17 protein-coding genes are annotated in these 17,868 nt (G+C 57.7%); 4 read left to right on the top strand and 13 right to left on the bottom strand.

The genetic code is table 11. The annotated features are described in order from the left end of the window. Positions 1–3: 3 nt before the first annotated feature. Genes phnE through HKD28_RS10865 form a run of 3 tightly spaced genes read right to left on the bottom strand, consistent with a single transcriptional unit; the run spans position 4 to position 2,512 of the window. Positions 4–822 carry a phosphonate ABC transporter, permease protein PhnE gene (gene phnE / locus HKD28_RS10875; protein ID WP_194268143.1) on the bottom strand — a complete coding sequence of 273 codons (819 nt, stop codon included), beginning with the start codon at positions 820–822 and terminating at the stop codon, positions 4–6. Further along, entirely contained in the window at positions 819–1,595 is a 777-nt protein-coding gene (locus tag HKD28_RS10870; RefSeq protein WP_194268142.1) for a phosphonate ABC transporter ATP-binding protein, read from the bottom strand. Before HKD28_RS10870 ends, phnE begins: the two co-directional genes overlap by 4 nt. Beyond that, on the bottom strand, positions 1,595–2,512 hold the full coding sequence (locus tag HKD28_RS10865; protein ID WP_207728967.1) for a phosphate/phosphite/phosphonate ABC transporter substrate-binding protein: 918 nt from the start codon (positions 2,510–2,512) through the stop codon (positions 1,595–1,597). The genes HKD28_RS10870 and HKD28_RS10865 overlap by 1 nt, the downstream gene beginning before the upstream one ends. Before the next feature lie 67 nt (positions 2,513–2,579). Here HKD28_RS10865 and phnF point away from each other — a divergent pair, with 67 nt between their 5' ends. Next, positions 2,580–3,362, top strand: a complete 783-nt coding sequence (gene phnF, locus HKD28_RS10860; protein ID WP_194268140.1) for a phosphonate metabolism transcriptional regulator PhnF — start codon at positions 2,580–2,582, stop codon at positions 3,360–3,362. Here the strand turns inward: phnF and phnN are convergent. The 9 genes from phnN to phnG are packed head-to-tail and all read right to left on the bottom strand — an operon-like array spanning position 3,328 to position 10,151. Then, positions 3,328–3,870: a phosphonate metabolism protein/1,5-bisphosphokinase (PRPP-forming) PhnN gene (gene phnN / locus HKD28_RS10855; protein ID WP_194268139.1), complete on the bottom strand. Its 543-nt coding sequence runs from the start codon at positions 3,868–3,870 to the stop codon at positions 3,328–3,330. The genes phnF and phnN overlap by 35 nt on opposite strands. Next, entirely contained in the window at positions 3,867–4,553 is a 687-nt protein-coding gene (locus HKD28_RS10850; RefSeq protein WP_194268138.1) for a DUF1045 domain-containing protein, read from the bottom strand. Before HKD28_RS10850 ends, phnN begins: the two co-directional genes overlap by 4 nt. Next, complete coding sequence (locus HKD28_RS10845) at positions 4,543–5,685, bottom strand: alpha-D-ribose 1-methylphosphonate 5-triphosphate diphosphatase (protein ID WP_194268137.1); 1,143 nt, start codon at positions 5,683–5,685, stop codon at positions 4,543–4,545. The genes HKD28_RS10850 and HKD28_RS10845 overlap by 11 nt, the downstream gene beginning before the upstream one ends. Continuing rightward, positions 5,682–6,410, bottom strand: coding sequence for a phosphonate C-P lyase system protein PhnL (phnL, locus tag HKD28_RS10840; protein WP_194268136.1), 729 nt, complete (start codon positions 6,408–6,410; stop codon positions 5,682–5,684). The genes HKD28_RS10845 and phnL overlap by 4 nt, the downstream gene beginning before the upstream one ends. After that, positions 6,407–7,174: a phosphonate C-P lyase system protein PhnK gene (gene phnK / locus HKD28_RS10835; protein WP_194268135.1), complete on the bottom strand. Its 768-nt coding sequence runs from the start codon at positions 7,172–7,174 to the stop codon at positions 6,407–6,409. The genes phnL and phnK overlap by 4 nt, the downstream gene beginning before the upstream one ends. After that, complete coding sequence (locus HKD28_RS10830; RefSeq protein ID WP_194268134.1) at positions 7,171–8,013, bottom strand: alpha-D-ribose 1-methylphosphonate 5-phosphate C-P-lyase PhnJ; 843 nt, start codon at positions 8,011–8,013, stop codon at positions 7,171–7,173. Before HKD28_RS10830 ends, phnK begins: the two co-directional genes overlap by 4 nt. Then, entirely contained in the window at positions 8,000–9,121 is a 1,122-nt protein-coding gene (locus tag HKD28_RS10825; protein ID WP_194268133.1) for a carbon-phosphorus lyase complex subunit PhnI, read from the bottom strand. Before HKD28_RS10825 ends, HKD28_RS10830 begins: the two co-directional genes overlap by 14 nt. Before the next feature lie 2 nt (positions 9,122–9,123). Beyond that, on the bottom strand, positions 9,124–9,687 hold the full coding sequence (gene phnH / locus HKD28_RS10820) for a phosphonate C-P lyase system protein PhnH (RefSeq protein ID WP_207728966.1): 564 nt from the start codon (positions 9,685–9,687) through the stop codon (positions 9,124–9,126). Positions 9,688–9,692: 5 nt separating this feature from the next. Then, positions 9,693–10,151: a phosphonate C-P lyase system protein PhnG gene (gene phnG / locus HKD28_RS10815; protein WP_194268131.1), complete on the bottom strand. Its 459-nt coding sequence runs from the start codon at positions 10,149–10,151 to the stop codon at positions 9,693–9,695. A gap of 284 nt (positions 10,152–10,435) precedes the next feature. On the opposite strand from phnG, the gene HKD28_RS10810 reads away from it, so the two are divergent. Continuing rightward, positions 10,436–13,132 (top strand): TonB-dependent receptor plug domain-containing protein, encoded by a 2,697-nt coding sequence (locus HKD28_RS10810; protein WP_235993421.1) that lies wholly within the window; start codon positions 10,436–10,438, stop codon positions 13,130–13,132. Between the two features lie 24 nt (positions 13,133–13,156). Continuing rightward, the gene (locus HKD28_RS10805; RefSeq protein ID WP_194268130.1) at positions 13,157–13,804 is read left to right on the top strand and encodes an LbetaH domain-containing protein; all 648 of its coding nucleotides are present in this window, start codon (positions 13,157–13,159) and stop codon (positions 13,802–13,804) included. Between the two features lie 22 nt (positions 13,805–13,826). Here the strand turns inward: HKD28_RS10805 and HKD28_RS10800 are convergent, their stop codons facing one another. After that, on the bottom strand, positions 13,827–15,308 hold the full coding sequence (locus tag HKD28_RS10800; RefSeq protein ID WP_194268129.1) for an aminotransferase-like domain-containing protein: 1,482 nt from the start codon (positions 15,306–15,308) through the stop codon (positions 13,827–13,829). 230 nt (positions 15,309–15,538) lie between these two features. Here HKD28_RS10800 and HKD28_RS10795 point away from each other — a divergent pair, with 230 nt between their 5' ends. Continuing rightward, positions 15,539–17,863, top strand: coding sequence for a TonB-dependent receptor (locus HKD28_RS10795; RefSeq protein ID WP_194268128.1), 2,325 nt, complete (start codon positions 15,539–15,541; stop codon positions 17,861–17,863). The last annotated feature ends 5 nt before the right edge of the window (positions 17,864–17,868 follow it).

The raw sequence follows: 17,868 nt of genomic DNA, 5'->3' as shown, positions 1-17,868 counted from the left end.
TGATCACATCAGTCGTTTTCTTATTGCTGAAGACGATGTTTCCACAATGAGAACAATTACCAGAATCATCAGAAGCAAAAGCGACGCAGTTCTATACTGAAAGAGACTGATGGCTGTGAAAAGCTGAAAGCCTAGTCCGCCCGCGCCGACAAACCCCAGCACCAGGGAACAGCGCAGGTTTTCATCAAGTCTGTAAAGGATCAGACCAAACATTGAAGGCATAAGAGTTGGGAGAATGCCGTGTATGAAAATCTGTAGTCGATTGGCGCCTGCCAGTTCCATCGCTTCCAGGGGCATCACGTCCATGTCTTCAATCATTTCCGCACCTAGTCTGCCAAGCATGCCAGCGGTATGCAGAATTAAGGACAGGACACCGGGAAATGGCCCCAGACCAACGGCTGTTACGAAAATCAGTGCCCAGACGAGGTCGGGAACAGCCCGAAGCAAGGCGACGATGCTCCGGGCCAGCATGCGGATGACCGGATTGGGAACAAGCGTACGTGCCGAGAGAAGGGCCAGCGGACAGGCCAGTATGGCCCCCAGCGCCGTCCCAATCAGGGCGATGTCGATCGTCTCGCGGGTTGGGCCCCATTCGGATGGAAGCTGACTCCAGTCTGGAGGAACCGCGCGTCCGACGATATCTACAATCCGCCCGGCACCCGTGATGAGATTGGTGGGGCTGACCTGTGTGTTATGAGCGGCCTGCGCCAGAATGAACAGCAGGGTGGCTGCTCCGCCCCAGCCCAGAAACGTGCCCGACGAAAATCGGGAGACCATGATGTTGCCGCTGTCGGGAGCGGGCCGGATATCCGTTCTGGTCATGGGGCGTCTCTCGTATAGAGGGTCGAGATCATGGTGTCGGTCACTTCTGAGGCTGGCAGATCAAAGGCGATATGGCCTTTTTTCAACCCAATGAGACGGGTTGCATGACGGCGCGCCAGATCGATCTGATGGAGAACACAGAGAACAGCCAGTCGCTCGTTCCGGGCCACTGTCGTCAGCAGGGTCATGACTTCTTCTGCGGATTCAGGATCCAGACTGGCTACCGGTTCGTCAGCCAGAATGACGGATGGCTTCTGGGCCAGGGCGCGGGCGACAGAAACACGCTGCGCCTGTCCCCCTGACAGCGTGGAAGCCCGCTGACCCGCCAGAGCGCCCAAGCCTACACGTTCCAGACACGCCATGGCGAGGGGACGTTCGGACTGAGGGAGGAATCCCAGCGCTGTGGCGATGTTCTGATGACGTCCAAGGGTGCCGCACAGGACATTGGACAGGACGCTTCGGCGCCTGATGAGGCGGGCATCCTGAAACACCATGCCCAGTTTCATGCGGGACTGTCGGCGGGTTTCTCCACGCATTTGGGTGATATCGGTCCTGCCGATCTGGACTTCCCCAGCGGTAGGCGCAATCATGCCTGATGCGATTTTGAGCGTCGTGGACTTGCCGCTGCCATTTGCACCGAGCAGCACGACCAGTTCTCCGGGGCCAATATGCAGATCAATGCCCTCAAGAACGGTTTTCGAACCGCCTGCACCTGTTTCATAAGATTTGGTGATCCCACGCAGCAGCAGGGAGCGGTCCGTCGTCTCGCTCATCACGGCCCCCGATGCGTATCGACGCCAATTATGGGCGTGAGGTTGCGGATTCCGTCATAGGCGGCATCTGTTTGCGGTGTCAGACGGGAGGCGGCAACCGTATCTTTTCCGTTATCATTGAGGCGGATTTTGCTGACATCCACACTCATAAGCGCGGTCAGGAGCTTCTGGCGAAAAGCCGGGGAAAGGCCGGCTGCAACCGCAATCGGGCCTTGCGGGATGGGTTCGGACTGCCAGAGAACCACATAATCCTTCGGGTCGTACTCGCCAACTGCGCGCGCATCGGCGATTGTTTCGCTGTTGAGTTCGGCGGCATCGACCTGACCGTTGCGAATGGCTTCGAAAGCGGCGGTATGCGTGCCGGCATAACGAACGGCAAGGTCATGGTCCGGATCCAGCCCCGCGTTGCGCAGGGCCGCTGCCGGCAGCAGATGGCCCGAAGTGGAGGCCGGATCGGAGTAGGCGAAGCTGCGCCCCCTGAGTCCGGCCAGATCATGGATTCCAGTCGACGGGCGCGTGACGATGCTGGCGGTATAGAGGCCTGCCTGCCCGGTGGGTGTGGAGAGGACCGCGATGGCATCGACGCCCGCCATCTTGTGAGCCATCACATATCCCAGCGGACCAAACAGTCCGAGGTCCGTATGGCCGGAACGCATGGCCTCGATCTCGGCGCTGTAGGACACCGTAATCATGACATGGACCGGGCAGTGCAGACGTTCTGAGAGCTGTTCCCCGATGGCGCGGAAGACGGGCTCAAGCGTATTGATAGGCTCATAAGGCTCGATGGCGAACGTGATTCCGTCCGGATGAGGGCAAGGCACCTCATCTTCCGCAGACGCTGTGATGGGGGCGGACAAGACGGATAGCCCCATGCAGAACGCGGCCAGCGATGAAACTTTTATGACATGTCTAGACATGTTGAGTGCCTTTCTGGAATGTCCACGAGCGCATGATTTTCGCGCGGTGATCGCGAAGAGGTGGCAGATGACGGAAAGACTTCCCCGGTGGCGGGACGTGGCCAATTCCCTTTCTGAAGGTATTCGCAACGGTATTTACGAACCGGGAAAAAAGCTGCCGACCGAGAACGATCTGGCGCGGCATTTCCAGCTCAATCGCCATACGATCCGCAGGGCGCTGGAAGAGCTTGCCAGTATCGGCATGATCCGGACGGAGCAGGGTCGGGGCAGTTTCGTGTGTGACGATCCGGTCGAATACCGCATTCATGCCCGTCCGCGGTTCAGCGAACTGATGAAGGACAGCAACCGGCCGACCACACGACGCAAACTGTCTCTGCGTCGTATGGCTCTGGTGGACGCGCCGGATCGTGCTCTGGCCAGGGATCTGCTGGGAGGGGTGCCCGAAGTGATCGTGCTGGAGCGGATCGGCTATTCTGCCGACCGTCCGGTGTCCTACTCGCGGCATATTTTCGATGCCGGATTGCATGAAGGGCTGATGGCGGCTCTGGAGGCGCATGATTCAATTACCGAGGCGCTGAGGAAACTGGGTCTTGAGAGCGTCCGGCGCAGGACGCAGGTGAGTACGCGGTGCCCGGATTCTCACGAGGCTTCCCTGCTGCGGATCGAGCTGAACGATCCCATCCTGCGAACCGTCGGCTATAACGTGACCCCCGCCGGACGTCCGATCGAGATTTCGATCGGCCATTATCCGGGGCGTCGCATGCAACTGGCGTTCGAAAACTTCCAGACAGGGGATCAGGCGGCCACGGTGGGTGTCAGTCATGATCCGGTGTCCCGATCAGATGCATGAGTGCTTCGCCTGCCTCGGCCAGAGAGCCTTCGTTGCGGATGACGGCATCGGCATGAAAGTCAGTCGGGATGCGGCGTCGGAGACGGGCTTCGAGCGCGGCCGGTGCTTCGCGTCCCCGTGACGCAATCCGGTCGCGACGGAGTTTTTCGTCTGCGTCAACCACGACCACGAAGCAGGGGAAGCGCTCCCGCAACTCGGGGATGACGCGCCGTGAGACATTGACCACGACCTGCTTTCCCGCGGCCACATCTTCGGCAAGGGAGAGGGGCAGGGCGTAAGCCAGGTCATGAGCGCGCCAGGACGTCAGGAAAAGACCCTTGCGTTCGTTCTGTTCAAACTGCGCCAGATCCATCGTATCCGGCGTTTCGGTCGCATCCGCTGCTCGCGTGACGATCCGGCGCCCGAAGACGACGTTCTGTTGTGCCATGTGCTGGCGCGCATATCCGATCACGGAATCCTTGCCTGCCCCGGAGGGGCCGACGACGAGGATCAGACGCCCGACTGTCATGGCTGCACCACGAGGGGAAAACGGGCCAGCATGGTGAAGGGCGCACCCGGAGACTGTTCCTGAAAGACGCAGAGCGACGTGACCCTGCGATCCATCGCCAGGGCCGGGGCGAACCGTGTTTCGACTTCCGCGCGCAGAGGAGACGGCAGAATGTCGTCGGCAAGCGTCATGTGGAACCGCCACTCCTCACAGACATAGGGATATCCCCAGCGGGCCAGAAGGGCTTTCTGCCGTTCGGTACAGTGACGGGCCCGCGCCGCAGCACGCTCGGCGTTTTCGGGGCGACGGTGCCGGTCCAGCACGCGGACGCAGGTTTCTCCGGCCGACAGCAGGACGTCATTGAGAACGACCGGACGGAGCGCAGTGAAGCCGTCTTCTTCCGAAATTCTCAGTCGCGGTAGGGTGAATGGCTTCACGGTTGCCGCCAGTGCCGCTACATCCGCCAGAAAGTCCTCGACACTACCGGACAGGGCGATCGGCGCTTTGATGGTGGCATGAAAACCATAGCGTCTGGCCGAGGCCGTCAGCTTCACGCGGTCTGCGTCTGCCTCTGAGAGCAGATCCGGTTCCGGATCGCCCGTCACAGGAGAGCGCCCGAGCCACTCACAGCCCACCCGCCAGAGCGGATCAGACTGTTCGGGCGCGTAATACAGGGCGTAGCGATAGGCAGGATCAGACGACACGGCGCCCTCCTACCCAGACACGACGCACGATGGGCAGGCCATCATGGACATGCACCTGAACGAGATCCGCGCGATGACCGGCTTCGATCCGTCCCCGGTCGGTCAGGCCAGCAATCCGGGCTGGTCCGTCCGTGATCAGGCGGATGGCGTCGGGAAGAGGAAGGGCATTCTGGTTCACACAGCAGAAGGCGGCTTCCAGCATGGCGGATGGCACATAGTCGGAGGCGAGAGCCGTCACCAGTCCCGCGCGGATCAGATCCATCGCATTCACGTTTCCGGAATGCGACCCCCCACGCACGATATTGGGGGCTCCGGCAATGACATCCATGTTCAGGGCGTGGGCACAGCGTGCTGCCGTCATGGAAACGGGAAATTCCGCGATGGAAATTCCATCCGCGTGATTCCGGTTCACTTCCTCTTCGAGACGATCGTCATGGGACGCCAGAGCGACATGATTTTCGCGGCAGAACGACTGCACATAGGCCCTGTTCTTTTCCAGATGCTCGATCCGGTTGGCGCGGATTTCCTCAAGGGAGACATCGATCTCGATTTCGGTCAGGCCGTCGCCCAGTCGTCCTTTCCGCCAGCGGGCGATATCGGCGTACTGGCCCACGCCCGGAGAGTGATCCATGAGGCTGACCAGACGCAGGATCGGCTTGAGACGTTTGTCGTCCCGGACCATCTCGAACAGTTCCTGCATTTCCGGCGCGATCAGTTCGCAGCGCAGATGCAGGAGATGTTCCGCCCGCAGGACACCGGCAGCAGACAGTTCCGCCAGATCGTCGATTCCGTCCTCGAAGGTCTGGATCCGGTCGCGGCCATTGATGTCGCCCAGGCTGAGGGAGTCGAACACGGTTGTGACCCCTGCGACGGCGCATTGCGCATCATGGGCAATGAAGGCCGAGCGCGACGGCCAGCGCGCGTTGACGCGCGGCAGGACCTGACGTTCAAGATTGTCGGTGTGCAGGTCGATGATGCCGGGGATGATGAAGTCACCCTCGCAGTCCAGCACATCCCCGGCAGGGTCTGATGTGGTCGCTGCCGGGGCGATAATGCCCGTATCATCAAACGTCAGGTCGCCGTCGAGGATGGTGTGCGGAAGGACGAGACGTGCATTGATCAGTCGGGTCATGCAGGGATTTCCTCAAGGGTGGCGCCGTTTTCGAGCCGCACGCTACGGTCGGCGATGCGGTCGCGGAGTGCGGGATCGTGAACGATGGCGACAATGGCTGACCCGCGGTTGCAGGCTTCGGCGATCAGGTCACAGACCGTATCGCGGCTTGTGGGGTCGAGGGAGGCCGTGGGCTCATCGAGCAGGAGGGTCGGCCAGTCGCAGATGAAACTGCGGGCCAGATTGACGCGCTGCTGTTCTCCGCCCGAAAAGGTAATGGGCGGCAGGGTATGCAGAGCGGCGGGAATGCGCAGGCGTTCCAGCATTGCTCCGGCCTGACGCCGTGCCTCGTTTTCGTCGATACCACGCGCAATGGCGGAACTGGCGACGACATCCAGGGCGCTGAGGCGTGGAATGGCCCGCAGAAACTGCGAGACATACCCCAAAGAGCGTTGACGGACCGCGAGGATTTCCGCGGGTGAGGCGGATGCGATATCGACCATCCCCCCATCATGGGCAATCCGGATGGAGCCGGAATCAATCCTGTAATTGCCATACAGGGCGCGCATCAGACTGGATTTCCCGGCACCGGACGGCCCCACAAGGGCAATACACGCGCCGGGCTGCACCTTCAGATTGGCTCCGCGCAGGACGTCGAGTTCCAGTCCGCCCTGAAGATGGAGAACGAAACGTTTGTGCAGGTCGGCGGCATCAATGGCCAGCGGCCCGGAATGAGAAGTCGTCATGAGGGCAGCACCGAGGATACGAGAAGCTGGGTGTAGGGATGTTGCGGATCGTCCAGAACCTGATCGGTCAGACCATGTTCGACGATTGCGCCTCCCTGCATGACGACCGTACGGTCCGCCAGAAGGCGCGCCACGCCAAGGTCGTGGGTGACGATGATCGTCGCGACATCGAGTTTGTGAACGAGGTTGCGGATCAGATCGAGCACACGGGCCTGCACCGAAACATCGAGTCCGGTCGTCGGCTCGTCCATGAAAACGAGTTCGGGGCTGGTGACGAGCGTGGCAGCGATCTGAAGGCGCTGGAGCATGCCGCCGGAAAAGTTCAGAGGCATTTCGTCGATGCGCTCGCGGCCGATTTCGACCTCATCCAGCCAGCGGGCGGCGGTCTCGCGAATGTCACCGTAGTTGCGGGCGCCATTCATCATGAGCCGTTCACCGATATTGCCTCCGGCGCTGACATCCAGCCGCAGGGCCGCGCGGGCATTCTGGTGAATGAAACCCCACTGCGTGCGTTGCAGGCGGCGAAGCTGCATCTCGTCCATATCGCCGATATCCCACGGCCGGTCTCCACCGTAATAGGTGATGCGCCCTGCATCCGCGGTCTGAAGCCCCGCAAGCGTGGCTAAAAGCGTGGATTTCCCGGACCCGCTTTCGCCGACAACCGCAAGGATTTCGCGACGGCTGACGGTAAGGGACACATTGTCGAGGGCATCGATATTCTGAAAACGTTTGTTCAGCCCTGTAGCTTGAAGAAGGATGCTCATGGCGTGACCTCTTTTGCATCCTGCCTTTCAGAGCAGTAATCCGTATCCGAGCACACGAAACGGCGCGTTCCCTGATCATCCATGATGATTTCATCCAGATAGCTGGTCGTGCTGCCACAGAGTGTGCATGTGCCGTCCGCACGTCCCGGGTGAAACGGATGGTCGCTGAAATCCAGCGACCGTACGGAGGTGTAGGGCGGTACGGCATACAGGCGCCGCTCGCGCCCGGCGCCAAAGAGCTGAAGCGCGGGCATACGGTCCATTTTCGGGTTATCAAAAGCCGGAATGGGGCTGGGGGACATCAACACCCGGTCTCCAACCATGACGGGATGTTCATAGGCGCTGGCGACACGGCCGAAACGGGTAATGTCTTCGTAGAGCTTGACGTACATCGTGCCGTAATCCCCGAGCGCATGGGCGCGCATGGCGACGGGCCGCTCAGGAATGAGGCGCCAGAGGGGTTCGGGCTGTGGAACCTGATAGACGATGATCTGGTTTTCCGTCAGCGGATGTTCGGGAATGCGGTGCCGGGTCTGGATAATCGTGGCATCAGCGGTGCGCGTCGTAATGTCCACTCCCGTCATCCGTTTGAAGAAAGACGCGATCGCCACTGCGTTTGTCGTGTCATCCGCACCCTGATCGATGACCTTCAATCGATCCGTCTCACCGATGACAGACGCCGTGACCTGAATTCCGCCTGTTCCCCAGCCATAGGGCAGAGGCATTTCCCGGCTGCCGAAAGGGATCTGCCAGCCGGGGACGGCGACGGCCTTGAGCAGGGCGCGACGGATGCTGCGTTTGGTCTGTTCATCGAGATAGGCGAAATTATACGAGATCATCGTCGGCCTCCTGTCTGTGCTGTGTCGGCCTGTGCTGTGTGGGCATGGTCGCTTCAGCGCGAATGGCGCGGACGATTTCCAGTTCGCTCTGGAAGTCCACATAATGGGGCAGTTTGAGATGCTCCACGAAGCCCGTCGCCTGAATGCTGTCGCAGTGGGAGAGCACGAATTCCGGATCCTGCGCGGGATTGCCCGTGCTTTCCCCAAGTTCTTCCGCACGCAGGGCACGCTCCACGAGCGCCATGGACATGGCGCGCCGGTCCGCATGTCCGATACTCAGGCCATAGCCACGCGTGAACTGCGGTGGCGCGACCTTGGAGCCGTTGAACTGGTTGACCATCTGGCATTCGGTGACGACGATGCTGCCGATATCGATTTCAAAACCCAGTTCCGGCGGGGCAATTGTGACGGGCACTTCCCCCATCCGCAGTTCACCGACGAAAGGATGCGTATTTCCGTATCCCCGCTGCGTCGAATAGGCGAGGGAGAGCAGAAACCCCTCGTCGCCGCGTGCCAGCGCCTGAAGGCGAACCCGGCGTTCCGCCGGGAAACGGAGCGGTGTGGTTGAGAGATCGGGCGGCAGATCTGCGTCATGCGGCAGGGGAACGCCCTCAAGCAGGGCTTCTTCGCCCAGAATTCTAATGGCCCCGGGTATTCTGCACGGTGTTTCGGCAGGTGGGGCGGTCAGGGTTGGTTCGAACCGCTGCTCACCATCGTCAGCTTCGAACAGGCGATGCGAATAATCCGTTGTCGGGCCGAGGCGCTGGCCGCCCGGGAGATCCTTGAAAATCGCCGAGACGCGACGCTGGACCCGCATGTTTCCCGTCTCGACAGGCAGACTGTCGACCAGACGGGGACGTGTGGCGCGGAAAGAGCGCAGGAGAAACGCCGCCTCCACCAGATCTCCTTCGGCCTGAAGCAGGGCGCGGGCCGCAAGGTCCGGATCATAGAGCGCGCCTTCGGCCATCACGCGGTCAATGGCGCGTCCGAAACTCGTGGCGGCCTGTTTGAGCGTGCAGCCTTGACCATCACCATGCCGGCGATCGGCACGCCAGGCATGGGCTGCGGCAATCGCCTCTTCGCCGCCTTTGGTTGCAACAAATGCCATGGTCAGACCTCCCGGATGGCTGTGCTGCGCGGCAGACCGATCACATCTGTGCCGCACAGAAGGAAGATGTCCACGCCACGCGGAAAAAGGCCGGACTGGCGCTGCCATTCGGAAAGCAGACCGCAATCCAGAACGGGCCTGATAATCTCGCTGGCCTGAATTCCCGGGCCGGTCAGTTCCAGCGCATTACCGGCGGAAAACGAGGGAATTTCCAGTATCAGCGTGGCGCTTGTTTCCGGCGCATCCAGAGCGCCCTGCCGCAGGGATGCCAGAGGAGGGCGGGCATAACCCTGCGGGACATAAATGAAATCGGCGCGCTCCATCGGGGCGACAGACGTCCCGGTATGAAAAACCAGCCAGCGCTCCAGATCGGCGAGCACGGCGGGAAAGCCAACGGTGACGGTCGCGTCCAGCAGGGATAGCAGCCCGATTATGGAGGCCGGATATCCCTCCGGCATTCTTTCGGGCCGGGGAAGGGTCTGCGGGCGACCAGGATGGGCGAGGGCATTGAGCAGCGCGCGGAAAGTGCGCTGGGCCTCGTGGCTGTCGCGGAGGCCAGGGAACATGACGGTCATAGACGCCCCGTTGCCATGGTGAAAAAGCGGACTTCAGTCTCTGCCGCACGGGCCTCAATGGCCGCGTGACGGGCGGTTTCGAGGGTCTGAAGAGGTTCGATCACCATCGTCATCAACCCCGCCCGCAGCGTCGCGTTCTGAAGGGCGGCATCCAGCCGTGCCGCAACAACGGCATGCTCTTCGTTGCGGCCGAGAATATAGCTGTGCCCGGTATAGCCATTCTGGTCGGTCACACTGGCGCGTGTCAGCGTCGCTTCAATGAAATTAAAGGCTTCTCCATCCGCTCCAACGCGTCCTCGCACCATGCTCAGACCGGTTTCCGGACGACGCAGAACGGTAAAGGACGGCAGGGGTTCGACCTGTTGGAGATGCTGCACCAGAACCTCGGGTTCGGCACGCGCGAGAAGACCCATCCAGAATTGCCGTTTAGGGACAGGAGAGAAATCAACGGTCATCGCGACCTCATGCAGACAAAAAGATGTTGGGCGAACCAACATGAAAAGAACGGACTTATTCTGCATTGAAGAAGAAAATTGTGAAGAAAATATTTATTAAAGAAATATGAAACCAAAATAACTATACAACATATATTTGTTGTAAAGGATAGACAACAAGCTATTGTTGTCTAGTTTATAGATTCATTCATAATTTATTCATACACGATACCAAGAGAATCCGTCTTTATGCGGTTCGAACATTCATCGTTTCGCTTCTGAGCGATTTCTTTTGGAGAATTACGATGCGTAGAGCCATGTTTCTGCTCGTCGCGACGTCGGCCTGTACCTCGCCGTTTTTCATGGCGCAGACAGCTTCTGCCGCGTCTTCAGGGAACCTGCCGACGACGCAGGTGCCTGTCAGCAAAAAACGACATGTCGCTGCCGAAGGGCGGACGCGTCAGGTTCAGCCAGCATCTGTCGCGCAGGATGGCAAAAAGCGCCGGGCTGCTGCGATGGTCTTGTCGAGGCAGGCGAATATTGCCGAAAATCAGCCTATCCCGAAAGACGAGCAAGTTATTGTGACGGGAACGCGTTCGACGAATGTGCGTGCTCGGCAGAGCATGAGCCCAGTCGTCGTGGTTTCAGGTGCAAAACTTGCCCAGTCCGGTTCCATGAATACTTCGGATGCTCTTGCGCGGCTCTATCCGTCACTGGAAGTAACGCCGCGTGGGCATAATACAAACGCCTTGACGTCGTTCATTGAAATGCGCGGTCTGGATCCGAACGAGGTTCTGGTTCTGGTGAACGGCAAGCGCCGTCATTCGACAGCCAATATCGTGCAGAAATCAGGACCGGAATTCGCTTCATCTTCTGTGGATCTGAACATGATCCCATCGAACATGATCGATCATATCGAAATCCTTGAGGATGGCGCAGCGGCCATGTACGGATCGGATGCGATTGCAGGTGTGGTCAACGTCATAACGAAAAAGCAGGATCATGGACTGAACCTGAGCGGCCAGACAGGCGCCAATGCCTATAACGGCGATGGCTGGCAGTACCAGTTCAATGCCGATGGCGGGCTGAAGCTGGGTAATGACGGATATATGCATATCAGTGGTCAGGTTTATCACACAGACCATATGGTAGCGTATTCCCAGGATCACGGCATGCTCGGATACTGGCCGGCTGGAGCTGATACGTCAGGTTATTATGCGGGTGTTGTCCCAGGAGCGAAGGCCAATACAGGCAAGGTTAATAACTATACCAATACTCCGGAAGAAACCCGCGAAAATCTCGGGATCGATTTCGGGAAGTCTGTCACGGACAATATCGATTTCTACGGTCAGGTCATTTACGCCCATCGCCATGCCGAAATTCTGGAAGGGTATGAATATCCTGATCTGGACTGGCCTTCGGGCGCGACAACCATGTATCCGAATGGTGTTGAACCCATCACCCAGATTGATGAAAACGACTATTCCGCCACGCTCGGTCTGAAGGGGCGTCATTTCCTCGGATTTGACTGGGATCTGTCCACGACATGGGGGGCGGACTCTGACCGTATTTCGGAGAAAGACTCCATCAATCTCGGGATGCTGGCTGCGAACTGTAATGCGGTGGATACGACGTCCTCCCGATATTCACAGAACGGCTGCGGATATTCTCCAACCAAGTTCTGGGATTACACCGAGAAAAATGCCCAATGGACCAATAATCTTGATTTCCGCCGACAGTTCATGATCGGACATGCTTTTCCCATTGGCCTCTCTTTCGGCGCCGAACAGCGCATGGACGAATATCAGCTCGTTTCTGGCAATCCGGACTCCTATCAGACAGGCGGTGCGGAAGGACATGCCGGCATCCCGCCGCAAAGTGCTGGGAAATGGTCGCGTGACGTCTGGGCCGGGTATGTGGACGTCAACCTGCATCCGATCAAACATCTCCAGATCGATCTGGCAGGTCGATATGAATATTATACGGACACACAGGATACCGAGACCGGCAAGATTTCCGCCCGGTATGATTTTTCACGCCGGATCGCAGTGCGTGGAACGATCAGTAACGGCTTTCGGGCACCGACGCTTCAAGAAGAGCATTTCAGCCGGATGAATGTCTATACGGACAGTGTGCGCGGCCTGCTGCCCGTCAGTTCCGAAGCGGCAAAGATCCTGGGAGCATCCCCACTCAAGCCTGAAAGATCCACCAACGCCAGCGGCGGTGTTGTTCTTGAACCGGTAAACGGTTTCCATGTCGAGGCGGATGTTTATCAGATCAATCTTAGGGACCGGATTGTGCAGGGCGGAACCGTTTCTGGAGAAGAAGCTCTTGAAGCGATCAATAATTTCGGTTTTGCCATTCCCGCGGCAGCAACCAAGGTTTCCGACTTCAACGCTTATTACCTGTCCAATGGTGCCAGCACGCGGACGCAGGGTCTTGATATCAAGGCTGATTATACATTCCGCTTTCGTCCCGATTACGGCACGCTGAATCTGGGTATGGCGCTGAACCTGAACCGGACGCGCCTTCATCACAACGGAACGTCCCTGCTTGGAAAGCCGCTGCTGAATGCCCAGACAATTGGCTATCTCACGACCGCTTATCCGCGGAGCAAGATCATTCTGAGCGCGCTGTGGAAGGTTGGAAACTGGGATATCAATGTGCGTCAGACACGCTATGGCGAGACTACGGAAATGCTTGAATATCAGGACTGGACGCCGGCATCGGCAACCTGTCCATCGGGTGGGGCCCTGCGCTATTCCAGCAGTTGCTTTTCCCAGTTCAAGAATACGCCGCGCTGGTTGACCGATCTTCAGATCGGCTACCGGATCAATAAAAACCTGCATGTCGCGGTGGGGGCGAACAATATTTTCAATGTGCGTCCGCGTGAAGTTTCGCAGCAGCTCAAGGTGGCGGAAGGAAGCCAGTACGATCAGGATTCCGTGCAGGTGCCGATCAATGGCGGCTATTACTTCGGGCGAATTGACGCAAATTTCTGAAAACAACCTGTGGAATATGTGACGATGTCTCAGGAAAAATCTGCCGGGCCGAAAATTGCGCGGACTGTCATTCATCCCAGTGTGCGCCTGCGGGAGGCGCAGATCGGGACGCAGTGCGAAGTGCTGGAAGACTGTGTTCTGGAATATTGCGAGCTGGGCGATTTTTCCTATATCGGCGAGCGGACGATGGTTGCGGATGCAACGATTGGGAAATTCTGTGCGATTGCGGCGCATGTCCGGATCGGTGCGCCCAATCATCCGATCAACAGGCCGTCCATGCACCGTTTTACGTATTGTCCTGAATATTACTCAGACGATGCGCAACGGGATCAGACGTTCTTTCAGAACCGTCGCGCAAGACGGGTCCAGATCGGAAATGATGTCTGGATCGGGCACGGAGTTGTGGTGCTGTCCGGAGTGACTGTGGGGGACGGCGCCATTCTGGCGGCGGGGGCCATCGTCAGTCGGGATGTGCCGCCTTACACTATTGCAGGGGGCGTGCCGGCCCGGGTTATTCGGGAACGGTTCACTCGTGATGTTGCAAAGAGGCTTGAAGACATTGCCTGGTGGGACTGGCCTTTGCCCCTGATTATGGAACGTCTTGGCTGTTTTCAGGAGGAAAATATCGAGGAATTCTGCAGAAAATGGGGAAGATCTTCTGAGGTGAGCTAAAACGGGAACTGCTTTACCCAGATCAAATATTGGACTGTGTCATGCGCTGCACAGCCTTATCGATATCATTCTCCGCCAGTTCGCCATACCCATGAGAAATGAGCCGATCAAGATTGGGGATGCTTGTGGGGGAATTGGAGTGGAAAGGATAATCTCCAGGAATATGGAGATTTAATTTCCGGGCATTATTTATGTATGTCGCGCTGTCGGAAACGGGGCCAGGAAGAAACCAGCTCATTCTTGGTGCCTGACTGGCGTTAAAAATGGAAAAATTACCCCATTGATGCGTCATGGCGCTGACAAGATGCTCCTGACGCCTCATCAGGGACATCCGTCGGCGTTTGAGAAAATCATCCAGATCGCCGGAATCAATAAACCGTGCCAGAGCTTCCTGCTCAAGCCACGGCAATCCGTTATCCAAAATCAGTTTGGCGTCGAGTATGGCAGGTAAGAGGGGCCATGGAACAACCATGTATCCGAGCATCATGCCGCCCCCCAGCGCCGGGGCGAAGAGGCCGGCATGTATGACATTCTGCCCGCCAGAAAGGGAGAGAAGGGAAGGGGTGGATTTTCCCTCCAGCATCAGCAGATCGAACATTGATTCTTCAAAAATTGGCGTCTGGGTCTGAGCGGCCAGCGTCACCAGTTTGCGTCTGCGGGGGAGAGACAAAGATGCATTCGTCGGCACCTGACAACCCGGATTGACGCAGATGAGCTGCACATCATCAAACGTCACGCCAGAAAGTTTGGCACCTTTTTCGTCCACCGGAAGGTTCAGGATATGAAGGCCAAGTTTCTCATACAGAAGCCTCTTCCCGATATAGCATGGGTCTTCCAGGGCCACGTTCATGCCAGGGGCAAGCAGGGCCTGAGCGACCAGAGAGTGAGCCTGCTGAAGACCGGCAACGATAATGACCTGTCTCTCATCTACCGAGACGCCGTGGCGGGCCGTCAGCCATCGGGCAAGGGTTGCGCGAAGAAACGGTAGGCCGGCATTGGACTGATACTGGCCACCACGTTTCCAGTTCTCATAATGGAACAGTTTTTGCAGGGTCCGTTTCCATTCGAGCGATCGGTAGACGGGTTGATCGTTTCCGAACCCGAGGCTGATTGTCGTGGGGGAATCAATCAACGCATTATTTTTGTTGTTTTGACTTGCGAAGGCCCGATTGTGCAGAGGCTCGACTTCAAGATGGGCTGCCTCGCCCACCTCGGTAACACCAATCATGTTCGTGACTGCGTCTGCATCCCGCGGTGGTGTGCGATGGACATAAGTCCCCTGCGAAGGGCGCTTTTCCACATAGCCTTCAGCCTCCAGATGCTCCAGCGCGTGCATGACGGTGTTGCGTGAGACCCCCCAGTTCGTGGCGCATTCCCGTATTCCTGCAAGAGCTTCCCCTGGCCGTAATGTGCCATTTGTGATGGCGCTCACCATCTGTCGGACGATCTGTTTCTGAAGGCTTTCGTCCGATTGACGGTCCAGAAATGGCAAGAACATCACCATGGGATTTTCTCCAGAGCCTAAATATAACTATATAATTAAGTTATATCTGTACCCATAAAAACAATATGATCTGTACCTATCGTGATATATTGATTTCACCCTATCACTTCGTTTTGTCGCATAGCAAGAAAGCTCACGTTGTGGTTGGTCTCGTCCGTTACGCTACAGTTCGTACCGTGTCCTCCCTGTTTTCAGGTGCGCAGAGCTGCGCGTGCCGGGGCAAATGGAGCATGGCATCGGCACTTTGCGGGCAGACGCTGGCCTTCGTAACTGTTGCCATAGGCGTGTCCACGGCATCGGGCCATGCCAGTGATTTACCTCACAAGGACAAAGCTGTCGGACACACACACGCCAGGAAGCAGGCTGCTTCGGTAAGGCGACCGGCGGGGCTGGAAACAATTATCGTTACAGCAAACCGTCGTTCGCAGGATATTCAGAAAGTCCCTGCGACCATTACGGCGATCAGTGCAGAAACGATTGCGCGCCAGCATCTGGACAGTGCAGCGGACGTCGCTGCTTTTGCCCCGAATGCACTGGGGTATAATTTCGATGGTCGTTTGCGCCCCCGGTACTACATCCGAGGCGTTGGTAACGGGAATGTCGCCAATAATGCGGTGGGCGCCGTCGCGCTTTATGCTGATGATGTTTACCTGAACAGCCTCGCTTTTCAGGGATTTCCACTGTTCGATCAGGCGCAGGTGGCCGTTCTGAACGGGCCGCAGGGCACGCTCTGGGGGAAAAACGCTACGGCAGGCGCAATTCAGTTTACCTCTCTGCGCCCGACATTCCGCAATGACGGGCATGCACAGGTCGATTTCGGGAATTATGGACAAAAGCGTGGCGAACTGGTTCTGAACACGCCGATTATCAATCACGAACTCGCAACGCGTCTGTCTGTACGTTACGAAAACTCCGATGGCTGGGCTCATAACCAGCAGACTGACAAGCGTGTTGGAAATTTTGGCGATTTCGCAACTCGTTTCCAAACGCTCTGGCGTCCAAGCGAGAGGCTGGAGTTCCTGCTCAACCTGCATGTGCGGGACATGCAAGGCACGAATGTTCCATATTACAGCGCGCCCGGAACTTCGGTTTATTCCCCTCTGAAAACCGGCAGCCGCGACCTGACGAACACCAATGTCAACGGGCGGCAGGCGCTTGTTTCAGAGGGGGCCTCACTGCACACCACATGGCGTCCGGGGGCAGGGCTCGCACTGACGTCGATAACGGCGTTCGAAAATGCCCAGCGTCGCCTTTCGGGGGACGGGGATTACACGCCTCAGGAGTTCAGCCGGTCCTATGACAAACTGCACCCGACACAGGTCAGTCAGGAATTTCGGCTGGCATCCGATGCACACAAACGTATTTCCTGGATTGCCGGGGCTTATTACTTTCATGAAAATCTGAATGATGCGAATGCAAGCGTAACGCTTCCACCGGGGGCGGTGACGACACCGGCGATTATTGGTCAACCGGGGTATTCAGGAACAAACTACACGCAGACAACCGATAGCGTTGCGATTTTTGGCAACACGACGATCCACGTCAATAAATGGTTCCAGATTGCAGGCGGTGTCCGCTGGACGCATGATTATCTTCATCTGGATCTGGAGAGCAGGCAGGGGCTGTCACCAGTTTCGTTCTCGTCCAACCCTGCAAACTGGTGGAATGCGGGAAGCGTCGTCTCCCCGCTTGCCGGGATTGACAGCTACCATGGTGGGCGGAGCTGGTCGAATGTCAGCTACGAAGTCGAGCCGCAGGTTCTGCTCGGGAAAAACCAGATGCTTTATGTCCGGATTGCCGATGGTTATCGCTCCGGGCTGTTCAACACGCAGATTACCCCCAATCCGGTCAATCGCGGGGGAGCGCCGCTCCAGAAAGCCGCACCTGTCAATCCGGAAACCCTGTCGTCCTATGAAGGCGGTTATAAGGGAAGCTGGTTTAACAAACGCCTGACCCTGAGCGCAGATGGTTTTTATTCCAAGTATGACAACATTCAGGTTTCTTGGACGGCTACTGACGCTGCAACGAAGTCGACCATCATTTCATTGACGAATGCAGCATCGGGTATTTCCTACGGTGGAGAGTTCGCGTTTCAGGCCCGTCCTCTGAACGATCTGACCGTATCCGGAAATGTCGGTATCCTGCGCACGAAGTTTACGAACTTTACGGCCCCGACAGGCGCAACGGATCTGACAGGCAATGAATTTGCCCGTGCTCCGCACCAGACGGCCAATATTTCCGTCGATTACAGCTACCATACCCGCATTGGTGATGGCTCGGTCGGAACACGCTGGAACTACACGGGGCACTATTTTTACCTCGTTTCGAATGAAAAAGCCTCTGCTTTGCAGCAATCGGCCGTCTGGCTCGGAGATGTGCATGCGTCCTTTCGGCCCGGAAACAGTCGTTGGGAGCTGAGTGGGATTGTCTCGAACATTACCGGTAACCGGTACGTCGTTCAGGTTCTTCCGTACTCCGCAACAAGCCAGACTTTCACATATCAATACAGTGCTCCGCGGATGTTCCTACTGTCCGCGCGCGTAGATTTCTTTTGAGAAGG

Source organism: Gluconobacter cadivus (genome assembly GCF_015244745.1).
In the GTDB taxonomy this organism is placed as follows: Bacteria; Pseudomonadota; Alphaproteobacteria; order Acetobacterales; family Acetobacteraceae; genus Gluconobacter; species Gluconobacter cadivus.
This window is presented reverse-complemented; position numbering and strand designations above follow the sequence as displayed.